Here is a 16,421-nt window from a genome sequence, read left to right on the forward strand (position 1 = left end):
CATGATCTTCCTCGACGCCGCCGCCACCACCCCCGTCCGCCGCGAAGTACTGGACGCCATGTGGCCTTACCTCACCGGCTCCTTCGGGAACCCCTCCAGCCACCACACCCTTGGTGAGGCGGCAGCTGCGGCGCTCGCGGGGGCGCGGGCAGCGGTGGCCGGCGTCCTTGGCTGCCGGCAGGGCGAGGTCGTGTTCACTTCCGGGGGAACGGAAGCGGACAACCTGGCCGTCAAGGGCATTGCCCTGGCCCGGCAGGCGGCAAACCCGCATTGGAACCGGGTGGTGATCAGCGCCGTCGAACATCCGGCCGTGGAGGAATCCGCGCGCTACCTGGAGCGTTTCCACGGCTTCGTGGTGGACGTGGTGCCGGTCGACGCAACCGGCCAGGTCACCCCTGATGCGCTGGCCGGGGTGCTGTGCCCGGAGACCGCGCTGGTCAGCATCATGTACGCCAACAATGAGGTGGGCACCGTCCAGCCCATCGCCGCGCTCGCAGAACTCGCCCACCACCACGGAATCCCCTTCCATACGGATGCCGTCCAGGCCGCCGGATGGCTGCCGCTGGACACCAAGGCCCTGGGCGTGGACGCCATGAGCATCTCCGGGCACAAGCTGGGGGCGCCCAAAGGCTGCGGCCTGCTCTTCGTCCGGAGCCGTACGCGGCTGGAACCGGTCATTCACGGTGGCGGCCAGGAAAGGGGCCGCCGCTCGGGGACGGAAAACGTGGCCGGGGCGGTGGGGCTGGCCACGGCCCTCACGCTGGCCCACGGCCGGCAGGCCGGCCAGCAGCCAAGGGTGGCCGCCCTGCGGGACCGTTTCATCGCTGCCGTGCTGGCCGCGGTGCCGGACGCTGTCCTGACCGGCCACCCCTCCGAACGGCTGCCCTCCGTAGCATCATTCTGCTTCCCCGGAACCAGCGGCGAGTCTGTGCTGCTGGAGCTGGAACGGAGCGGCGTGGTCTGCTCCAGCGGTTCAGCCTGCGCTGCCGGCTCGGATGCGCCGTCGCCCGTGCTTACCGCGCTGGGAATTTCCGCCGAAGTGGCGCAGACAGCGGTCCGGTTCAGTTTCGACGCATCGGTAACCCGGGAGGAACTGGACGTGGCTGCGGACGCGGTGCGGGCCGCCGTCGCCAGTGTCAAGAACCTGGGCGCGGGCAAAGGCCGCTGACCGTCGCTGCCTGGTCAGCGGTGCCGCGCGCGGCGGAAAATCCAGTGCCGCAGCATGCTGAAGCGCACCGCCGTGGCCAGGAAGCCGGACAACGTGGTGGCCAGCAGTTCGTCCGCCACGGTGGCCTCCGGATTGAACCAGTGCAGCACACCCAGGCTGCTGCCGGTGATCACCAGGGCCACGGCGATCACCACCACGCCGTTGAGGTGGTCACGGGTGCGGCGCTGCTGGCCTGCGATCTTGAACGTCAGCCGGCGGTTCAAGGCAGTGTTCAAGAGCGACGTGAGGACCAGCGCCACCGCGTTGGCCAGCTGGGCGCCAAGCCATGGCCGCAGCAGCGCGTAGAGGCACAGTGATGCAGCGGTGCAGATGACGCCGACACCGGAGAAGCGGAGCAACTGCCGGATGACCGGATAGCGCAGGACTCCCCGGTAATGCCTGGTGGCAGGCAGGCGCCGGGTGCTGGTCTCCGGTACTGCTGGTGCGGACAGTCCCTCCCTCATCCGGCGGCACCGGCAGGACGGTCAGCGCCGCGGGCAGGGGGGAAGCAGGAGATGCGCACAGGGCGCCCAGGACGAACCGCCATCCGTCAGTACAGCTCGCCCACGGGAATTTCCACTGCCAGCCGGTTGGAGGGCCCGGGCAGCGGGCAGGCCCAGGCCTCGTTGTAGGCGCAGGAGGGGTTGTAGGCGAAATTGAAATCCAGGACGAACATGGCGCCCGGGCCGGTGCCGGCTACGCCGTGGAAGGCGCCCTTGATGGTGTCGATCAGGTAGCGACCCGCCCCGTAGGTGCCGCCGGGCTGGCCTGCCGTGGCATCGCGGAATGGAACGAAGATCCCGCCGCCGTACCCGTGGAGCTTCCACACCGCAAGCTGGCCCATTTCGGGCAAATCGAAGGTGCCCAGCCGGACAAAGTGCACCACGCCGTCGGTCCCGGTGTCGACGCTCATCTCGCGGCCGGCACCCTCTTTGGTCAAGGGCACGTGGAACCGGTAGATGGGATCGTAGTCGGCGGTCTTCAGCCCGGAGAAGCGCGCCTTGCCCGCGGCGGTCAGCGCAGAAGCCGGGTGGGTGGCGAACATCATGTCACGCTGGTGGCGCCAGTACGAGTGTGCCTCGGACGGGCTTTCAACCGAGAGCCGGCGGACGGTGTCGTAGAGCGCAAAGGTCCTCAGCCGCCAGTCGGCGATATCCAGGGCGGAGATGTCCGCCGGGTTGTCTTCGGCTGCGCCGTGCTGCTCTTCCGCCATAACCCCCAGCCTAGTCCCCGGGCAGCGTGGCAGCCGTCCGACGGCGACACGCCGGGTATGTGCCCGGGGGAACGGGTGGCCGGCGCCCGGCAGAGGGGGCCACGGAACACCGTTCGCAAGCGCAGGAAACACCGCCGTGCCGGCCCGGAGAGGAGCCGTGCCGCTATTAGGCTGGCTTCCATGACAGGCAAGGAAGTATTGAGCGCTCTTCCCCGGATGTCACTGGTGGCCGCCGTGGTCCTGCTGACGGGTTGCTCCGGATCACCGGCCGGCCCGGGCTGGACGGCACAGCCGGCAACCTCCGGGGCAGCAATCTCCGGATCTGCAGCGCCCGGGCCAACATCCGGAACGGCGTCGGCGTCAACGGACGCCGGCGGCACCGTCCCGGCCCCTGCCTCCGCAACTGCCGGCGAGCCGCAGGGGGCGGCCACCGCCGCTTCCTGGAAGACATACTCGGATCCTGCCAGGACGGTGAGCTTCGACCTGCCGGCGGACTGGATCGCGCAGTCGGTGGCGCCCGAGGAAGGCGTGCTTCCCGGTGGGCTGAAGATTGAGGTGAAGAAGCCCGACGGAACCTTCGTCGCCGCGCTCCGGACCGGACTGCCGCCGTCGAACGTCGACTGTCCCGACAACGCACGGCACCCGTACACCGTGATCAGCAGCGTGCCTTTTGAGCTCTCCGTCCCGGGCGGGGAGGGAACCATCCCGCCGCGGATGGTCTACAGGGTGATCCAGGGGTACCGCTACTTCGGTTCCTACGGCATCACCAACCTGGTGGGCGGAACAGACGGGCAGGCGTGCGGGCTGCGCAACGTGGTTCGTGGTCCGGCCGGCAAGGGGGACTACTCGTTCGGCGACCTGGTGACCCTCAAAGCCTTTGCGCCGGATGAGAAAGTGGCACCGGCGAAGGCCTTCGACACCCTTGGCCAGGCCGCCCAGTACGTCAACGAAAGCGCTGACTTCGCCAACGTGCAGCGGATGCTAATGTCGCTGAAGGTCAAAAACTAGTCCCGCCGCCGGCACTCACAAGTGCGGGGTGTGCGACTTACCTTCCCCCCAACACCCCCGGAGAGACATGGAACGCTCTGTTTCCGCACGCCTGGCCTTCAGGACCATCGCCAACACCAAGGTGGCCATGGCCATCGCCGTAGCACGGAACAGCGGCTACTCATCCTTCACGGAGTCCCTCTCCGTCACTGCCGGCGGGGCCGAGGTTCCTGTCACGGAAGTTTCCGACCACCACGGCGGCCGGTTCCACTACATGGAGTTTGCCCAACCCACCGACGTCAGCGTGGACTATTCCGCCATGGTGGCGGGCCGCGCCGTTCCGGAAGACGCCACCCTGGCCGAGCGGATCCGCTACGTCCGCCCCAGCCGGTATGCCGAGTCGGACCGGCTGCTGCCCACGGCCTATGCCGAGTTCGAAGGGGTCCAGGGAGCGGACCTGGTGCGCGCCGTCCGCGACTGGGTCAACGGTGAACTGCGGTACATCAGCGGCTCCTCCCGCGGCACGGACGGTGCCGTGGAGACCCTCCTCAGCAGGCGCGGCGTGTGCCGGGACTTTGCGCACCTGGCCATCGCGCTGCTCCGCTCCAAGGACATCCCGGCCCGGCTGGCGGCCGTCTACGCACCGGGCCTGAGCCCGATGGATTTCCACGCCGTGGCGGAAGCCTACGTGGAGGGGGCCTGGCACGTCATCGACCCCACGGGGCTCGCGCCGCGGGAGTCGATGCTGCGCATTACCGCCGGCCGCGACTCATCAGACACGGCGTTCCTTTCCACGGTGGGTGGAAGCCTGGTGTTGAACCAGCTGCGCGTCACGGCCGTGGTTGACGGGGACCTGCCCGGCGAGGATCCCTCCCGGCTGGTGGCGCTCGGCTGACTGTCCGTCCTGGCTGTCCACCCGGCACGGGCCGTCCTGTTCGGCCGGCCCGTGCGGCCGCCGGGAAGCCGCCTGCTACCGCGGAAGGGGACCCAGCGAACTTCGCAGCTTGTCCGTGAGCCGCTTCAGTTCCTTCTGCTCCGCGGCCGTCAGGGCGGGACCCACCAGCGCGGAAATGTCCCGGACGTGCTCGCGGCCGATTTCCTTCTGCAGCTCCCGCCCCTCGTCGGTCAGCTTCAGCAGGATGCCGCGGCCGTCCTCGGGGGCCGGCATTCTGGCCACAAGCCCCCGCTTTTCGAGCCGCTCCACCAGCCTGCTCAGGCTGGACTGGCTCAACAGCACGTTGTCGTTGAGCTCGTTGAGCCGCAGCCAGCCGGACGGGCACCGGGAGAGCGTGAACAGGACGTCGTATTCGTTGACCGCCAGCTTCCGGAAAGCCCGCCCGGACTGCAGCTTGCGCATCACCGCTACCTGGGCGCGGAACAGGGACTCCCAGGTTTCGGCTGCCAGCCGCACCGGAGATTCCGTTCCTCCCGCAGCCATCACGCCTCCGCGGTGGCTTTGTCGGCGTCCTGCGATGCCAGCAGGGCGGCGACACGGCCGGCGTGGGTGGGCGGCTCGGGAACGTGCGCTGGCTTGAGGGCCGCGTACTCCTTGCGGAGCACGGGCAGGACTTCCTCGCCGAACAGGTCCAGCTGCTCCAGGACGGTCTTCAGCGGCAGGCCGGCATGGTCGATCAGGAACAGCTGGCGCTGGTAGTCGCCGAACTGCTCGCGGAAGGTCAGGGTCTTCTCGATGACTTCCTGCGGGCTGCCCACGGTCAGCGGGGTCTGGGAGGTGAAGTCCTCCAGGGACGGTCCGTGGCCGTACACGGGGGCGTTGTCGAAGTATGGGCGGAATTCGTTTACCGCCTCCTGGGAGTTCTTCCGCATGAAGAACTGGCCGCCGAGCCCGACGATCGCCTGGTCCGCCTTGCCGTGTCCGTAGTGCTCGTACCGCTCGCGGTAGAGGCCGATCAGCTGCTGGTAGTGCTCCTTGGGCCAGAAGATGTTGTTGGCGAAGAAGCCGTCGCCGAAGTACGCGGCCACCTCCGCGATCTGCGGGGTACGGATGGAGCCGTGCCACACGAAGGGGGCCACGCCGTCGAGCGGCCGGGGCGTGGAGGTGAAGTTCTGCAGCGGGGTGCGGAACTTGCCGGACCAGTTGACGGTGTCCTCGTCCCACAGCTTGCGCAGGAGGCTGTAGTTCTCGATGGCCAGCTCCACGCCGTCCTGGATGTTCTTGCCGAACCACGGGTACACCGGGGCGGTGTTGCCGCGGCCCAGGACCAGGTCCACGCGCCCGTCGGACAGGTGCTGGAGCATGGCGAAGTCCTCGGCGATCTTCACCGGGTCATTGGTGGTGATCAGCGTGGTGGCCGTGGAGAGGATGATCCGTTCGGTCTGGGCTGCAATGTACGCGAGGGTGGTGGTGGGTGAGGAGGAGAAGAAGGGCCGGTTGTGGTGCTCGCCCAGGGCGTAGACATCCATGCCGATTTCCTCGACCTTTTTGGCGATGGCCACCGAGGCCTTGATGCGTTCGTGCTCGGTGGGGGTGCGGCCCGTGGTGGGGTCCGTGGTGATGTCGCTGACGCTGAAAACACCGATCTGCATGGCGTGCCTTTCCGTTCCTGGACTTGCTGGGCTTGGCTCCAGTGTAAACCAATTTAGATGCATTTGCATCTATCGCCGGATACAACGCAGCCACGCCGGAAATATTCCGCCGTTTAGTCTGCGCCGGGAGCGGCGCGCCGGCCGCTGACCTTGGGGACCTGGCCGGTGGTCCAGTCCATGAATTCGGCGTCGAGGTCGGCACCCGGTCCCATTTCGGGGCGGGCCTGCAGGTCGCGCAGGAGTGCCTTTTTCTCGCGCCGTCCCTCCACCAGCCGGTACAGCACCGGGACCAGGATCAGGGTCAGTGCGGTGGAGGACACCAGCCCGCCGATCACCACCACGGCCAGCGGCTGCGAGATGAACCCGCCACCGCCCGTGATGCCCAGGGCCATCGGCGTCAGGGCGAAGACCGTGGCAAGGGCCGTCATCAGGATGGGGCGGAGGCGCTGGCGTGCGCCGTTGATGATGGCGTCCGCCACGTTCATGCCGGGCCTGCCGTCGCGCGGCTGCCGGTACTGGTTGATCAGGTCGATCAGCACGATGGCGTTGGTAACCACGATGCCCACCAGCATCAGCATGCCGATGAGCGACGGCAGGCCCAGGGGCACTCCGGTGAGCAGCAGCAGGGCCACCGCGCCGGTCGCAGCGAACGGAACCGAGACCAGCAGGATCAGCGGCTGGACGAGCGACTTGAAGGTGGCCACCATGATCACGTAGACAATGGCGATGGCTGCCAGCAGGGCCAGGCCCAGCTGCCGGAACGATTCTGCCTGCTGGGTGGTGGCGCCGCCGATCGCCGCGGTGACGCCGGCGGGCAGCTGGACGTCCGCCAGGCGCTTCTGGACTTCCGTGTTCACCGCGCCCAGGTTGGAGCCCGACGGCGTGATGGACACCTTGGCGGTCCGCTCGCCATTGCTGGCGGTGATGGAGACGGGGACGTCCACCTGCTCCACGGACGCGATGCTTCCCAGCGTTACAGGCCGGCCGCCTGCGGGCAGCGGGATGTTCCGGACGGCGTCGATGCTGGTGAACTTGGTGCCCTGGCCGATGCGGACGGGAAAATCGTTGGTATCGATCCGGACCGTGCCCGCAGGGATGGGGCTGATGGTCGATGCCAGGACCCCGGCCACCTGTTGCTCGTTCAGGCCGGCGGCGACGGCTTTGGCCCTGTCCACCTTGACCTGCACCACAGGGTTGCTGGCGGCCAGGTTGCTGGCAACTTCGCTGGTGCCGGGCACGCCCGTCATGGCCGCGACCATGGTGTCGCTGGCGGCCTGCAGGTCGGCGCTGCTGGCAGCCTTCAGCGTGATGTCCACGGTGGATGACGTGCCGAAGCCGCCCTGCTGGGTGCCCACCGATACCTTGCCCGAGTCGGGCACCTTCGCAAGCTCTGAGCGAACTGTCTCCTGGAGGCGCTCCTGGTTGGCCTTTTCGTCTGTCACCACTGTGAAGGTGGAGTTGGAGGATCCGGTGGAGGTGAGCGCGGCGAAGCCGGCCTGGGCGTTGCCGGAGGTCACCTGGACGTCCTTGATGCCGTCAATGCCCCGCAGCACCTCTTCGAGGCGGATGGCGGCGGCGCTGGTGTCGGCCAGGCTGGTCCCGGCCGGCAGCACCTGCCGTACGGTCAGGCTGTTCTGTCCCGAGTTTCCCAGGAGGTTCGTGGCAAGCAGTGGTGTCATGGCACCGGTGGCACCGAGCACCAGGACCGCGGCAACCAGGGTGATGACGGGGTGCTTCTGCGTGGACCGGAGGATGGGCAGGTAGCCGCGCTGCAGGCGGCTTCGCTGTTCGGCTTCGTGGGCCTTCGCTTTCGCCTCCTCGGCGATCCGCCGGGCCTCGGGGGAGCCGGCGGGCGCCCTGCCCGCCGCGCCCTTGGGGTTTTTTAGGAACCAGTAGGCGAGCACGGGGACGATGGTCAGCGACACCAGCAGCGACGCCAGCAGTGCCATGGTCACGGTCAAAGCGAATGGCCGGAAGAGTTCGCCGGCCAGTTCGCCGACGAAGGCGATGGGCAGGAACACCGCCACCGTGGTCAGGGTGGAGGCGGTGATGGCGCCGGCCACCTCCCTGATGGCGGTGAGGATCGCCGTCGACTTTTCCTCACCGTAGCTGAGGTGCCGCTTGATGTTTTCGATGACAACGATGGAGTCGTCCACCACGCGCCCGATCGCGATGGTGAGCGCGCCGAGCGTCAGGATGTTCAGCGAGTAGCCGGTGGCCGACAGGCCGATGAACGTGATCAGCAGGGACAGCGGAATGGACACCGCTGTGACCAGCGTGGAGCGGGCGGACATCAGGAAGAGCAGGATGATGGCGACGGCGAAGCCCAGTCCCAGCAGGCCTTCCGTGGTGAGGTCCTTGATGGACTTTTCGATGAAGGGTGCCTGGTCGAAGACCGGCGTGAACCTGGCGTTGGAGCCCAGTTCCGCCTCCAGGCCCTTCAGCGAGTCCCGCACCGCATGGGAGATGCCCACCGTGTCGCCCTCGGGTTTCTTGGTCACGGAGATGGCAAGGGTTTCGGCGCCGTTGGTGCGGGTGATGGAGGTGCGTTCGTCATCCTTGAGGGAAACATCGGCAACGGAGCCGATTGTTGCCCCATTCCTGGCACCTGCCAGCGGGAGTGCCTTGATGGCGTCCAGGGAGTCCACCGGGCTGCCAATCTGAAGCGACAGCGTCTTGCCCTGCTCCTGGAGCGTCCCGGCGGGGACCAGCGCGCCGTTATTGGACAGCGCGTCCCGGATGGAGGTGACACCTGTACCCGCCGCTGCCATGGCGTCGGCCCTGGGAAGGATCTCGATGTGCTGGGATGCGCCGCCGGTGACATCGGCGCTGCGGACGCCGTCGATCTTCTGCAGCCGGGGAACGCTCAGGCGCTGCAGGTCGGCATTCAGCTCGCTGAGCGTCTTGTCCGAGGAGACGGCGAGGAAGACGATGGGGAAGTCGCTGATGCTTCCGGCAATGGCCTGCGGCTGGACATCGCTGGGCAGGGACCGCTTGGCATTGGAGATGGCCCGGTCGATCTGGTTCCTGGCCCGGTCCAGGTTCGACCCGTACGTGAACACCATGGTGATCTGGGAGACGCCGGTGCGTGACGTGGAGGAGGTGGATTCCAGCCCCTCCACGCCGTTCAGCGCCTTCTCAAGCGGGCCGCTGACCTGCTTGTCCACCACTTCCGGCGACGCGCCCGGCATGGAGCTGAGCACCGTGATCTGCGGGAACTCAATGGAAGGGATGAGTTCCTGCTTCAGCGATGACATGGTGATCACGCCGAAGACCGAGGCGAACACGGTGATCAGTGCGATCAGGGCCCGGTTTGCCAGGGAAAGGTGCGCCAGCCGGAACATGGGTGGTCTCCTGGGGGTCTAAGTGACTGGTACATGCCCTGGGGGTGCCAGCCGCTGGCCCCGCAGGGTCAGTGGCTGGCGGAAACGCTCTCCAGCTGGAGGGACGCGGCCGTTGCCCGTTCCAGCTCCGCGGCAAGGTTCGGATTCTCATCCAGCTTCACCCCGTAGCCGGGCATCATGTCCTTGAGCTTGCCCTGCCAGCCCTTGAAGTTCTTGGGGAACGTCTTCTGCAGCAGTTCGATCATGATGGGGACAGCGGTTGAGGCTCCGGGCGACGCGCCCAGGAGCGCACCGATGGAGCCGTCGCGGCCGGCAATCACCTCGGTACCGAACTGAAGGATGCCGCCCTTTTGCGGGTCTTTCTTGATGATCTGTACACGCTGGCCGGCGGTGATGAGTTCCCAGTCCCCGCCCTTTGCCTCGGGGTAGTACTCGCGCAGTGCCTCAACCTTCTGGTCGTGCCGCTTGACCACTTCCTTGACGAGGTACGCGGTGAGGTCCATGTTGTCCTTGGCCACGGCCAGCATCGGGATGATGTTCCCGGGCCGGATGGACAGCGGCAGGTCCAGGTAGGAGCCGTTCTTCAGGAAGTTGGTGGAGAAGCCGGCGTACGGACCGAACAGGAGCGAACGCTTCCCGTTGACGTAGCGGGTGTCCAGGTGCGGAACAGACATGGGGGGAGCGCCCACGGAGGCCTGGCCGTAGACCTTGGCACTGTGCTGGGCCGCGATGGCCTCGTCCGTGCAGCGGAAGAACTGGCCGGAGACGGGGAAGCCGCCATAGCCCTTGCTTTCGGGGATGCCGGAGGCCTGCAGCAGGTGCAGGGCCCCGCCGCCGGCTCCGACGAAGACGAACTTGGCGTGGATCTTGCCGTGTTCCCCGGACTTGGGGTACTTCAGCGTCAGGTCCCAGCCGCCGTCGGAGGCGCGGGAGATCCCGGTGACGTCGTGGTTGTAGTTGATTTCGACGCCGTTGTGCCCAAGGTAGGTCACCAGCTCGCGCGTGAGTGCCCCGAAGTCGACGTCGGTGCCCTCGGCCGCGCGGGTGGCGGCGATGCGCTGCTGGGGGTCGCGTCCCTTGACGATCAGTGGCGCCCACTTGGCGATCTGCGCGTGGTCCTCGGAGTACTCCATGCTGCGGAACAGGGGGTGCGGCTTCAGCGCCTCGTAGCGGGTCTTCAGGAACCGGGTGTGGTCCTCGCCGATCACGAAGCTCATGTGCGGGACAGTGTTGATGAAGCCCTTGGGCGAACCGATCAGGTTGTTGTCCACCAAGTGGGACCAGAACTGGCGGGAGAGCTGGAACTGTTCGTTGATGAGCAGTGCCTTGCCGGGGTTGACCGAGCCGTCTTTGGCTGCGGGGGAGTAGTTGAGTTCGCAGAGGGCGGCGTGGCCCGTGCCCGCGTTGTTCCAGGGGTCCGAGCTTTCGAGGCCCGGCTGGTCCAGCCGTTCGAACAGGGAGATGGTCCAGTCCGGCTCCAGCTGCTTGAGGAATGCCCCCAGGGTGGCGCTCATGATGCCGCCGCCTATCAGGACAACGTCGGCGTGTGGGGTCTTGGAAATGAAGGTCACGATCAGTCTCCGATTGCAGCGGCTCTGGCTGTCACAGAATATCCCCGCGCGGCCCGCATACTGAAATTGGCCGGGCCCGTCAAGGCTTTAGCTGGACCTTCGTGAAAACTTCGTTTAAGACCGGCGATGCAGGGTAGCTCAGCACCCGGTCTGACAGGGCAAGCGCGGAGATGGGGAAGGCGATGGGGACTGCCGGCACGGTCGCGGCGATCTGGGCATTGATGGTGTGATAAAGCTCATCCCGTTCCTTGCCGTCAGGCAGTCCCCGTGCCCGGTTGATCTTCGAGAACACCTGGGGATCCTGGTAGCCGAACTCGCCGTTCTTCTCTCCGAAGAGAGGGCCGACGAAGTTGTCCGCGTCCGAGTACGAGCCGTTCCAGCCGAGGATGTGCAGCGCGTGGTCGCCGGCGGACTGGACCTTCTGGAGGTAGCCGTCCGACCAGTCCACGGGGACAGGACGGATATTGAAGCCGACGGCGGTGAGCTGGCGGCTGAGCTCGGCGTAAACCTTTTCCGGCGTGGGCAGGTAGGGCCGGGTGACGTTCATGGGGTAGTAGAACTTCAGTTCCTCGCCCGCGTAGCCGCCCTCCTTGAGGTAATCCTTGGCCTTCAACGGATCGTGCCCGAGTGCCGGGGCGTCATTGTTGAAGCCGCTGATCTTGGGCGGGACAAACTGCGTGGCTTTGGCCGTGTTGTCGATAAAGAACTTCCGGATCAGGGTTTCCTTGTCGATCGCAAGCTCCACCGCCTGCCGGATCTTCTGGTTCTGCAGTACCGGGATGTCCTGGTTCATGCCGACGTACATCACCGAGAACGGGTCGCGCTGCACAATCTGTTTGCCGCGCTTGACCAGTTGGTCGAAATTCCCCACGGTCACGGCGTCATAGCCGTCGATCTTTCCGTCCAGCAGGGCCTGGAGGCGAATCTGGGGATGGTTGTAGGCCTGGAAATTGATGGTGGCGATCTGGCCGCGGTCACCCCAGTAGGTCTTGTTGCTGGAGAGGGTGACACTGTCGCTGCCCCACGCCGCCAGGGTGAAGGGCCCGGTGCCGACGGGGTTCGTGGCGAACCTGGACATGGCCTGGCCGCCCCGGTTCTGGTCCAGGACGTCTGCCGTGCCGGCGGCAAGGGCCCCAGGGGACGCAATGGCGAAAGCCGGCAGGGTCAGGGCCTGGAGGAACGCCGTGAAGCGCTGCGTCAGGTCGATCTGGACGGTGTCGGCCGAGACCGCCGTGCAGCTCTTGAAGATGGACAATCCGGGCTCGTCCGAGTGCGCCTTGAACACGCTCTTGAACGAGCTGCCTGGCGCCTGCCTCCGCAACTCGGCGGGAAACGCGAACCAGCGGTTGAAGTTGGCGCAGACGGCATCGGCGTTGAATGGCGTGCCGTCCTGGAACGTAACCCCGGAGCGGAGCTTGAAGGTGTAGGTCCGGCCCTCGTTGGACTCGTTCCATTCCGTGGCCAGCAGCGGGGTCGGCTTGCCGGTGGTCTGGTCCACGCCCACAAGGCCTTCAAGGATCTGGCGGGTGATGCGCTGCGACTCCACGTCGCTGGACAGGGCGGGATCCAGTCCCAGGGGCTGGGCGGCCGTGCCGAAACTGAAGGTGGCATCAGGCTCCGCCCGCGCGGAACTGGGCGTTCCGGATGTGGGGGAAGGGGACGGCATCCCGGTGCATGACGTCATGCCCAGCGCCATGAGGACGGCGCCGGCCTTGATGACCGTTCGCCGCGATGTACTGCTGGGCACTCGTTTATCACCTCTGGATGCTGCCGGCTCCGCCCCTTGCGGGCCGGGACCAGTCTAGAGGACAAGGCATGGGGCCAATCCCAGGCACGTCCGGGACGCGCCAGGGCCGGGCCCGCTCGTTGCAGCGGGCCCGGCCTTGGTCATGTGGGGAAGAGAGGGCTTACTTGGGCATGAGGACGGAGTCGACCAGGTAGACCGTCGCATTCTTGGTCTTGACGCCGCCGCAGACCACGTTGGCGTTGTCCACCTTGAGGTTGTCGCCGCTGCCGGTGACGGTGACGGAGCCGCCCTGGACCGTGGCGTGCGTGCCGGCAATCTTGTCCGGGGTGATCTGGCCGGGAACCACGTGGTAGGTCAGGATCTTGCTGAGCAGCGCATCGTCCGTCTTCAGGGTCTCGATCGTGGCGGCGTCGATCTTCTTGAAGGCGTCGTCCACCGGCGCGAAGACGGTGAATTCGCCGCCGTTGAGCGTGTCAACCAGGTCCACCTTGGGGTTCAGCTTGCCGGAGACTGCAGCGGTGAGCGTGGTCAGGATCGGGTTGTTGGAGGCGGCGACGGCCACCGGGTCCAGGGCCATGCCCTCCACCGAGCCCGCACCGGTGGGAACCTGCTTGGCGTAGGCGGCGCAGCCTGGGCCAACCAGGTTTGCGGCCGGGTCCATCATGCCGGCCGAGGAGCTGGCCGACGCACTGGCGGACGGGGACGCCATGCTGGAGCTGGGGGAGGATGACATCGGCGCCGACGACGCCGACGAACCGGAGGTGCTGCCGGAACTGCCACATGCGGTGAGGCTGAGCAGAGCGGCCGCTGCAACGCCTGCGACGGTGAAAGTTGTGCGCTTGAAGGTCTGCATTTCAGTTCTCCTTGGATCGTTTTGCCTGCCGCCCCGGATGGGATGTCCGCGGCCTGCAGTCTGCCTTGGGGTAAGCACCTGCCCTTGGCTGGTGTCTCAATGGCTATTCGGCCGTTGGGCAGTGGTGGATGGGTGATCTTTGGAGTTTTTCGATTTGAGGCACTAATCCGGCCCAAGCACCGTCATGCCTTAAACGCAAAATCCCCCGGCCGAAGCCGGGGGATCCCAGGTGCGCAAGGGGGGACTTGAACCCCCACGCCCGAAGGCACAGGAACCTAAATCCTGCGTGTCTGCCAATTTCACCACTCGCGCGCGGTTTCCTGCCGGGAACCCTGAAGGTTCGACGGCGGATGCCAGTGTCCATTGTAGCGTTGCCCGGGTACGTGGCTGGGAGGGTGCCTGGACAACTGACAGGGGCGGTTGCCTGCGGGGTCAGTTGTCCAGATTGAGGTCCCGCCGCAGTTTGGCGACGTGTCCCGTGGCGCGGACGTTGTATTGGGCAAGGGAAACGTTGCCAGAGGGGTCCACGACGATTGTGGAGCGGATAAGGCCCTGGTACGTCTTGCCGTAGTTCTTCTTTTCGCCCCAGGCGCCGTAAGCCTCGGCCACCGCGTGGTCCGCGTCGGAGAGCAGGGGGAACGTCAGCGACTCGTTGGCAGCGAACTTGGCCAGTTTTTCAACCGGGTCGGGGGAGATGCCAAGGACGTCGAAGCCGGAGGCCTGCAGCGACGCAAGGTTGTCCCGGAAGTCGCAGGCTTCTTTGGTACAGCCGGGCGTGGAGGCGGCCGGGTAGAAATACACAATGGTGGAGCGGCCGGGCCGGGGAGCCAGGCTGACGTCCTTGCCGGTCGAATCCTGAAGAGTGAAAGCGGGTGCTTTGTCGCCGGTAACGAGTCTTTCAGCCATTGTTTTTCTCCTTGTCGCGGGCGGGACACAACAGCCTAGTAAGCACGTGGGGCGAGTGCTAATCGGCATTTGGCTATACTTGCTGCTATGCCTGATATGGATCACTGGCCCACAGGGCGCCTCCTGTCCACTGCTGCGCGCCTCGTTGAACACTCCTGGAACGAAAAACTTGGCGCCATCGGACTCACCCACGCCGGTGTTATCGCCATCGAGGTCCTTGCCGCGCAAGGACCCATGACCCAGGCGCAGCTTGCCCAGTATGTCCGTGTCCAGGCCCAGACCATGGGCAAGACACTCAGCCGGCTTGAGTCCCACGGCCACATCGTCCGGGTCCGCAGCACCTCGGACCGCAGGAGCCACGTCGTGTCGCTCACCGAGCAGGGCAAGGAAGCCGTTGCCCAGGCCGTGGAGATGGAGCGCTCCGTGCTGGCATCGGCGTCGATCGACCCCGAACTGCTGCGCCAGGAACTCAAGGCCGTAGTGCGCGAACTGGCCAGCCAGTTCTCCACCACGCCCAGCAACGCGGGCGACCTGGTGGACAACGCCGCCAAGTAGCAGTTGGCCCCGCAGGCCGTTTAAGGAAAAGCGCGGTCCCGGCATGGAAAAGCCGGGACCGCGCTTTTTTGGTGCCCGACTGTGCGGGGTGCCCGTTCCGGACGCCGTGAAGCCCTAAAACAAAACAGCCTCCGGTTTGTGTTTCCACAAACCGGAGGCTGTTTTCCCAGTGGTGCACCCCCCGGGACTTGAACCCGGAACCCATTGATTAAGAGTCAATTGCTCTGCCAATTGAGCTAGAGGTGCATCTTTTTTGCTTCCATCCCCGGGCTTTTTCTTTCCCGTTGATCTCCGCAACGACATGAAACTCTACACGAACTTTTGGTGCAAGTGAAATCGGCCCGGGTGGCGGTGCCTGAATCACTGGAATGGGCGCAAAACCAGCACGAAATCAGGGTTTTCGTTGTTCGTCAGCAGCCACAAACCTCCCTGCGGGGTCCGAATCACGTCGCGGATCCGGCCGTATCCGCCTGTGAAATAGGCCACAGGGGTGCCCGCCTCTGTCCCGTTGAGCGGCACCGTCCACAGGCGCTGCCCCCGGAGGGCGCCCAGATAGGCAACACCCCCGGCTATCTCCAGTCCGCTGGGTGAAGAATCGCTCGTCGACGGCCACACCACTTTTGCATCCTGGAACTCCGCCCGGTGCGGTGCGCCGGTGACCAGCGGCCAGCCGTAGTTGGCGCCCGGCACAATCAGGTTCAGTTCGTCGTCCACGTCGGGGCCAAACTCGCTGGCCCACAGCCTGCCGGCGTCATCCCAGGCCAGGCCCTGGACGTTCCGGTGGCCCAGGCTGTAAGTGGCGTTGCCGAACGGGTTGCCCGGGGCGGGGCTGCCGTCGGGCGTAAGCCGAAGAATTTTTCCGCCCAGGGCGTTGGGGTCCTGCGGCTGCCCGCGGCGCTGGGCGTCGCCGGTGCCCACGTACAGGAGGCCGTCCGGGCCAAAGCGGATCCTGCCGCCGTTGTGGGTGGTGGCCTTTGGGATTCCTGTAAACACAACCTGGGGCTGGCCGAGCGCCAGGGAACCATCGCCATTGGCCTTGACGGTAAACCGGATGATGCGGTTGTCCTCCTGTGCGGTCAGGTAGGTGTACAGCAGGTGGTCCGTGGCGAAGTGCGGGGACAGTGCCAGGCCAAGCAGGCCCCCTTCCCCGGCGGGGACCACGCCCGGGATTTTGCCAAGCGTTGTGGCTTTTCCTTCCCGGACGGCCTTCAGGAGCGCTGTGTCCCGCTCGGAGATGATGGCGGTGCCGTCCGGAAGGAAGACCGCCGCCCAAGGGATGCTCAGCTGCAGGTCCAGCCGTTCCTGCACCGCCGGTACGGGGGCAGAAGAAGCGGAAGGGGCAGGGGCGGTAGAGAGTGGGGGAACAACGACGGCGGTTTCCGGCGGGGTGCCGCGGCTTGCCGTGCCTGTGGCCGGTGCAGGCGGCCCGGGGGTCCCCGTGCAGGCGGCAAGCGCCAGGGACAGGGCCAGCGCCAGGCACGATGCCAGCAC

General features: G+C 66.3%; 14 protein-coding genes and 2 tRNA genes. 4 read left to right on the forward strand and 12 right to left on the reverse strand.

Annotated features, from left to right (window positions below):
* The first annotated feature begins 1 nt into the window (after nucleotide 1).
* The gene (locus tag AC6JAM_RS16735) at nucleotides 2-1,168 is read left to right on the forward strand and encodes a cysteine desulfurase family protein (protein ID WP_018768356.1); all 1,167 of its coding nucleotides are present in this window, start codon (nucleotides 2-4) and stop codon (nucleotides 1,166-1,168) included.
* Between the two features lie 14 nt (nucleotides 1,169-1,182).
* Here the strand turns inward: AC6JAM_RS16735 and AC6JAM_RS16740 are convergent, their stop codons facing one another.
* Together AC6JAM_RS16740 and AC6JAM_RS16745 are read right to left on the reverse strand one after the other, a co-directional pair.
* Nucleotides 1,183-1,671 (reverse strand): GtrA family protein, encoded by a 489-nt coding sequence (locus tag AC6JAM_RS16740; RefSeq protein WP_497935284.1) that lies wholly within the window; start codon nucleotides 1,669-1,671, stop codon nucleotides 1,183-1,185.
* Nucleotides 1,672-1,757: 86 nt separating this feature from the next.
* Nucleotides 1,758-2,420, reverse strand: coding sequence for a DUF1684 domain-containing protein (locus AC6JAM_RS16745; RefSeq protein WP_018768354.1), 663 nt, complete (start codon nucleotides 2,418-2,420; stop codon nucleotides 1,758-1,760).
* 180 nt (nucleotides 2,421-2,600) lie between these two features.
* Between AC6JAM_RS16745 and AC6JAM_RS16750 the strand changes: the two genes are divergently transcribed.
* Nucleotides 2,601-3,428 carry a hypothetical protein gene (locus AC6JAM_RS16750; protein ID WP_497935285.1) on the forward strand — a complete coding sequence of 276 codons (828 nt, stop codon included), beginning with the start codon at nucleotides 2,601-2,603 and terminating at the stop codon, nucleotides 3,426-3,428.
* Between the two features lie 67 nt (nucleotides 3,429-3,495).
* Nucleotides 3,496-4,302 carry a transglutaminase-like domain-containing protein gene (locus tag AC6JAM_RS16755; protein ID WP_497935286.1) on the forward strand — a complete coding sequence of 269 codons (807 nt, stop codon included), beginning with the start codon at nucleotides 3,496-3,498 and terminating at the stop codon, nucleotides 4,300-4,302.
* A gap of 75 nt (nucleotides 4,303-4,377) precedes the next feature.
* Here the strand turns inward: AC6JAM_RS16755 and AC6JAM_RS16760 are convergent, their stop codons facing one another.
* From AC6JAM_RS16760 to bcp, 8 genes are all read right to left on the reverse strand, one after another.
* Nucleotides 4,378-4,845: a MarR family winged helix-turn-helix transcriptional regulator gene (locus AC6JAM_RS16760; protein ID WP_018768351.1), complete on the reverse strand. Its 468-nt coding sequence runs from the start codon at nucleotides 4,843-4,845 to the stop codon at nucleotides 4,378-4,380.
* Nucleotides 4,845-5,954 carry an LLM class flavin-dependent oxidoreductase gene (locus tag AC6JAM_RS16765; protein WP_497935287.1) on the reverse strand — a complete coding sequence of 370 codons (1,110 nt, stop codon included), beginning with the start codon at nucleotides 5,952-5,954 and terminating at the stop codon, nucleotides 4,845-4,847. The genes AC6JAM_RS16760 and AC6JAM_RS16765 overlap by 1 nt, the downstream gene beginning before the upstream one ends.
* Nucleotides 5,955-6,067: 113 nt before the next feature.
* The gene (locus AC6JAM_RS16770; RefSeq protein WP_056387929.1) at nucleotides 6,068-9,298 is read right to left on the reverse strand and encodes an efflux RND transporter permease subunit; all 3,231 of its coding nucleotides are present in this window, start codon (nucleotides 9,296-9,298) and stop codon (nucleotides 6,068-6,070) included.
* A gap of 68 nt (nucleotides 9,299-9,366) precedes the next feature.
* Nucleotides 9,367-10,869 carry a malate:quinone oxidoreductase gene (locus AC6JAM_RS16775; protein WP_056387928.1) on the reverse strand — a complete coding sequence of 501 codons (1,503 nt, stop codon included), beginning with the start codon at nucleotides 10,867-10,869 and terminating at the stop codon, nucleotides 9,367-9,369.
* A gap of 79 nt (nucleotides 10,870-10,948) precedes the next feature.
* Entirely contained in the window at nucleotides 10,949-12,616 is a 1,668-nt protein-coding gene (locus tag AC6JAM_RS16780; protein ID WP_497935288.1) for an ABC transporter substrate-binding protein, read from the reverse strand.
* Nucleotides 12,617-12,776: 160 nt separating this feature from the next.
* On the reverse strand, nucleotides 12,777-13,469 hold the full coding sequence (locus AC6JAM_RS16785; RefSeq protein ID WP_497935289.1) for a fasciclin domain-containing protein: 693 nt from the start codon (nucleotides 13,467-13,469) through the stop codon (nucleotides 12,777-12,779).
* A 230-nt stretch (nucleotides 13,470-13,699) separates the two neighbouring features.
* A tRNA-Leu gene (locus AC6JAM_RS16790) sits at nucleotides 13,700-13,781 on the reverse strand.
* A 120-nt stretch (nucleotides 13,782-13,901) separates the two neighbouring features.
* Entirely contained in the window at nucleotides 13,902-14,375 is a 474-nt protein-coding gene (bcp, locus tag AC6JAM_RS16795; RefSeq protein WP_497935290.1) for a thioredoxin-dependent thiol peroxidase, read from the reverse strand.
* Nucleotides 14,376-14,471: 96 nt separating this feature from the next.
* Between bcp and AC6JAM_RS16800 the strand changes: the two genes are divergently transcribed.
* The gene (locus AC6JAM_RS16800; protein WP_018768344.1) at nucleotides 14,472-14,930 is read left to right on the forward strand and encodes a MarR family winged helix-turn-helix transcriptional regulator; all 459 of its coding nucleotides are present in this window, start codon (nucleotides 14,472-14,474) and stop codon (nucleotides 14,928-14,930) included.
* A 170-nt stretch (nucleotides 14,931-15,100) separates the two neighbouring features.
* Here AC6JAM_RS16800 and AC6JAM_RS16805 read toward each other — a convergent pair.
* Nucleotides 15,101-15,176: transfer RNA gene (locus AC6JAM_RS16805), tRNA-Lys, on the reverse strand.
* A gap of 114 nt (nucleotides 15,177-15,290) precedes the next feature.
* A complete protein-coding gene (locus tag AC6JAM_RS16810; RefSeq protein WP_497935291.1) occupies nucleotides 15,291-16,421 on the reverse strand; it encodes a PQQ-dependent sugar dehydrogenase in 1,131 nt (376 codons plus the stop codon).

This window comes from Arthrobacter sp. GmRoot5-12 (genome assembly GCF_059739365.1).

What these genes read in the sequence shown, in the direction of transcription:
- AC6JAM_RS16735 (WP_018768356.1), top strand. Translation starts at nt 2, where the DNA reads ATGATCTTCCTCGACGCCGCCGCCACCACCCCCGTCCGCCGCGAAGTA.
- AC6JAM_RS16740 (WP_497935284.1), bottom strand. Translation starts at nt 1,671, where the DNA reads ATGAGGGAGGGACTGTCCGCACCAGCAGTACCGGAGACCAGCACCCGG.
- AC6JAM_RS16745 (WP_018768354.1), bottom strand. Translation starts at nt 2,420, where the DNA reads ATGGCGGAAGAGCAGCACGGCGCAGCCGAAGACAACCCGGCGGACATC.
- AC6JAM_RS16750 (WP_497935285.1), top strand. Translation starts at nt 2,601, where the DNA reads ATGACAGGCAAGGAAGTATTGAGCGCTCTTCCCCGGATGTCACTGGTG.
- AC6JAM_RS16755 (WP_497935286.1), top strand. Translation starts at nt 3,496, where the DNA reads ATGGAACGCTCTGTTTCCGCACGCCTGGCCTTCAGGACCATCGCCAAC.
- AC6JAM_RS16760 (WP_018768351.1), bottom strand. Translation starts at nt 4,845, where the DNA reads ATGGCTGCGGGAGGAACGGAATCTCCGGTGCGGCTGGCAGCCGAAACC.
- AC6JAM_RS16765 (WP_497935287.1), bottom strand. Translation starts at nt 5,954, where the DNA reads ATGCAGATCGGTGTTTTCAGCGTCAGCGACATCACCACGGACCCCACC.
- AC6JAM_RS16770 (WP_056387929.1), bottom strand. Translation starts at nt 9,298, where the DNA reads ATGTTCCGGCTGGCGCACCTTTCCCTGGCAAACCGGGCCCTGATCGCA.
- AC6JAM_RS16785 (WP_497935289.1), bottom strand. Translation starts at nt 13,469, where the DNA reads ATGCAGACCTTCAAGCGCACAACTTTCACCGTCGCAGGCGTTGCAGCG.
- bcp (WP_497935290.1), bottom strand. Translation starts at nt 14,375, where the DNA reads ATGGCTGAAAGACTCGTTACCGGCGACAAAGCACCCGCTTTCACTCTT.
- AC6JAM_RS16800 (WP_018768344.1), top strand. Translation starts at nt 14,472, where the DNA reads ATGGATCACTGGCCCACAGGGCGCCTCCTGTCCACTGCTGCGCGCCTC.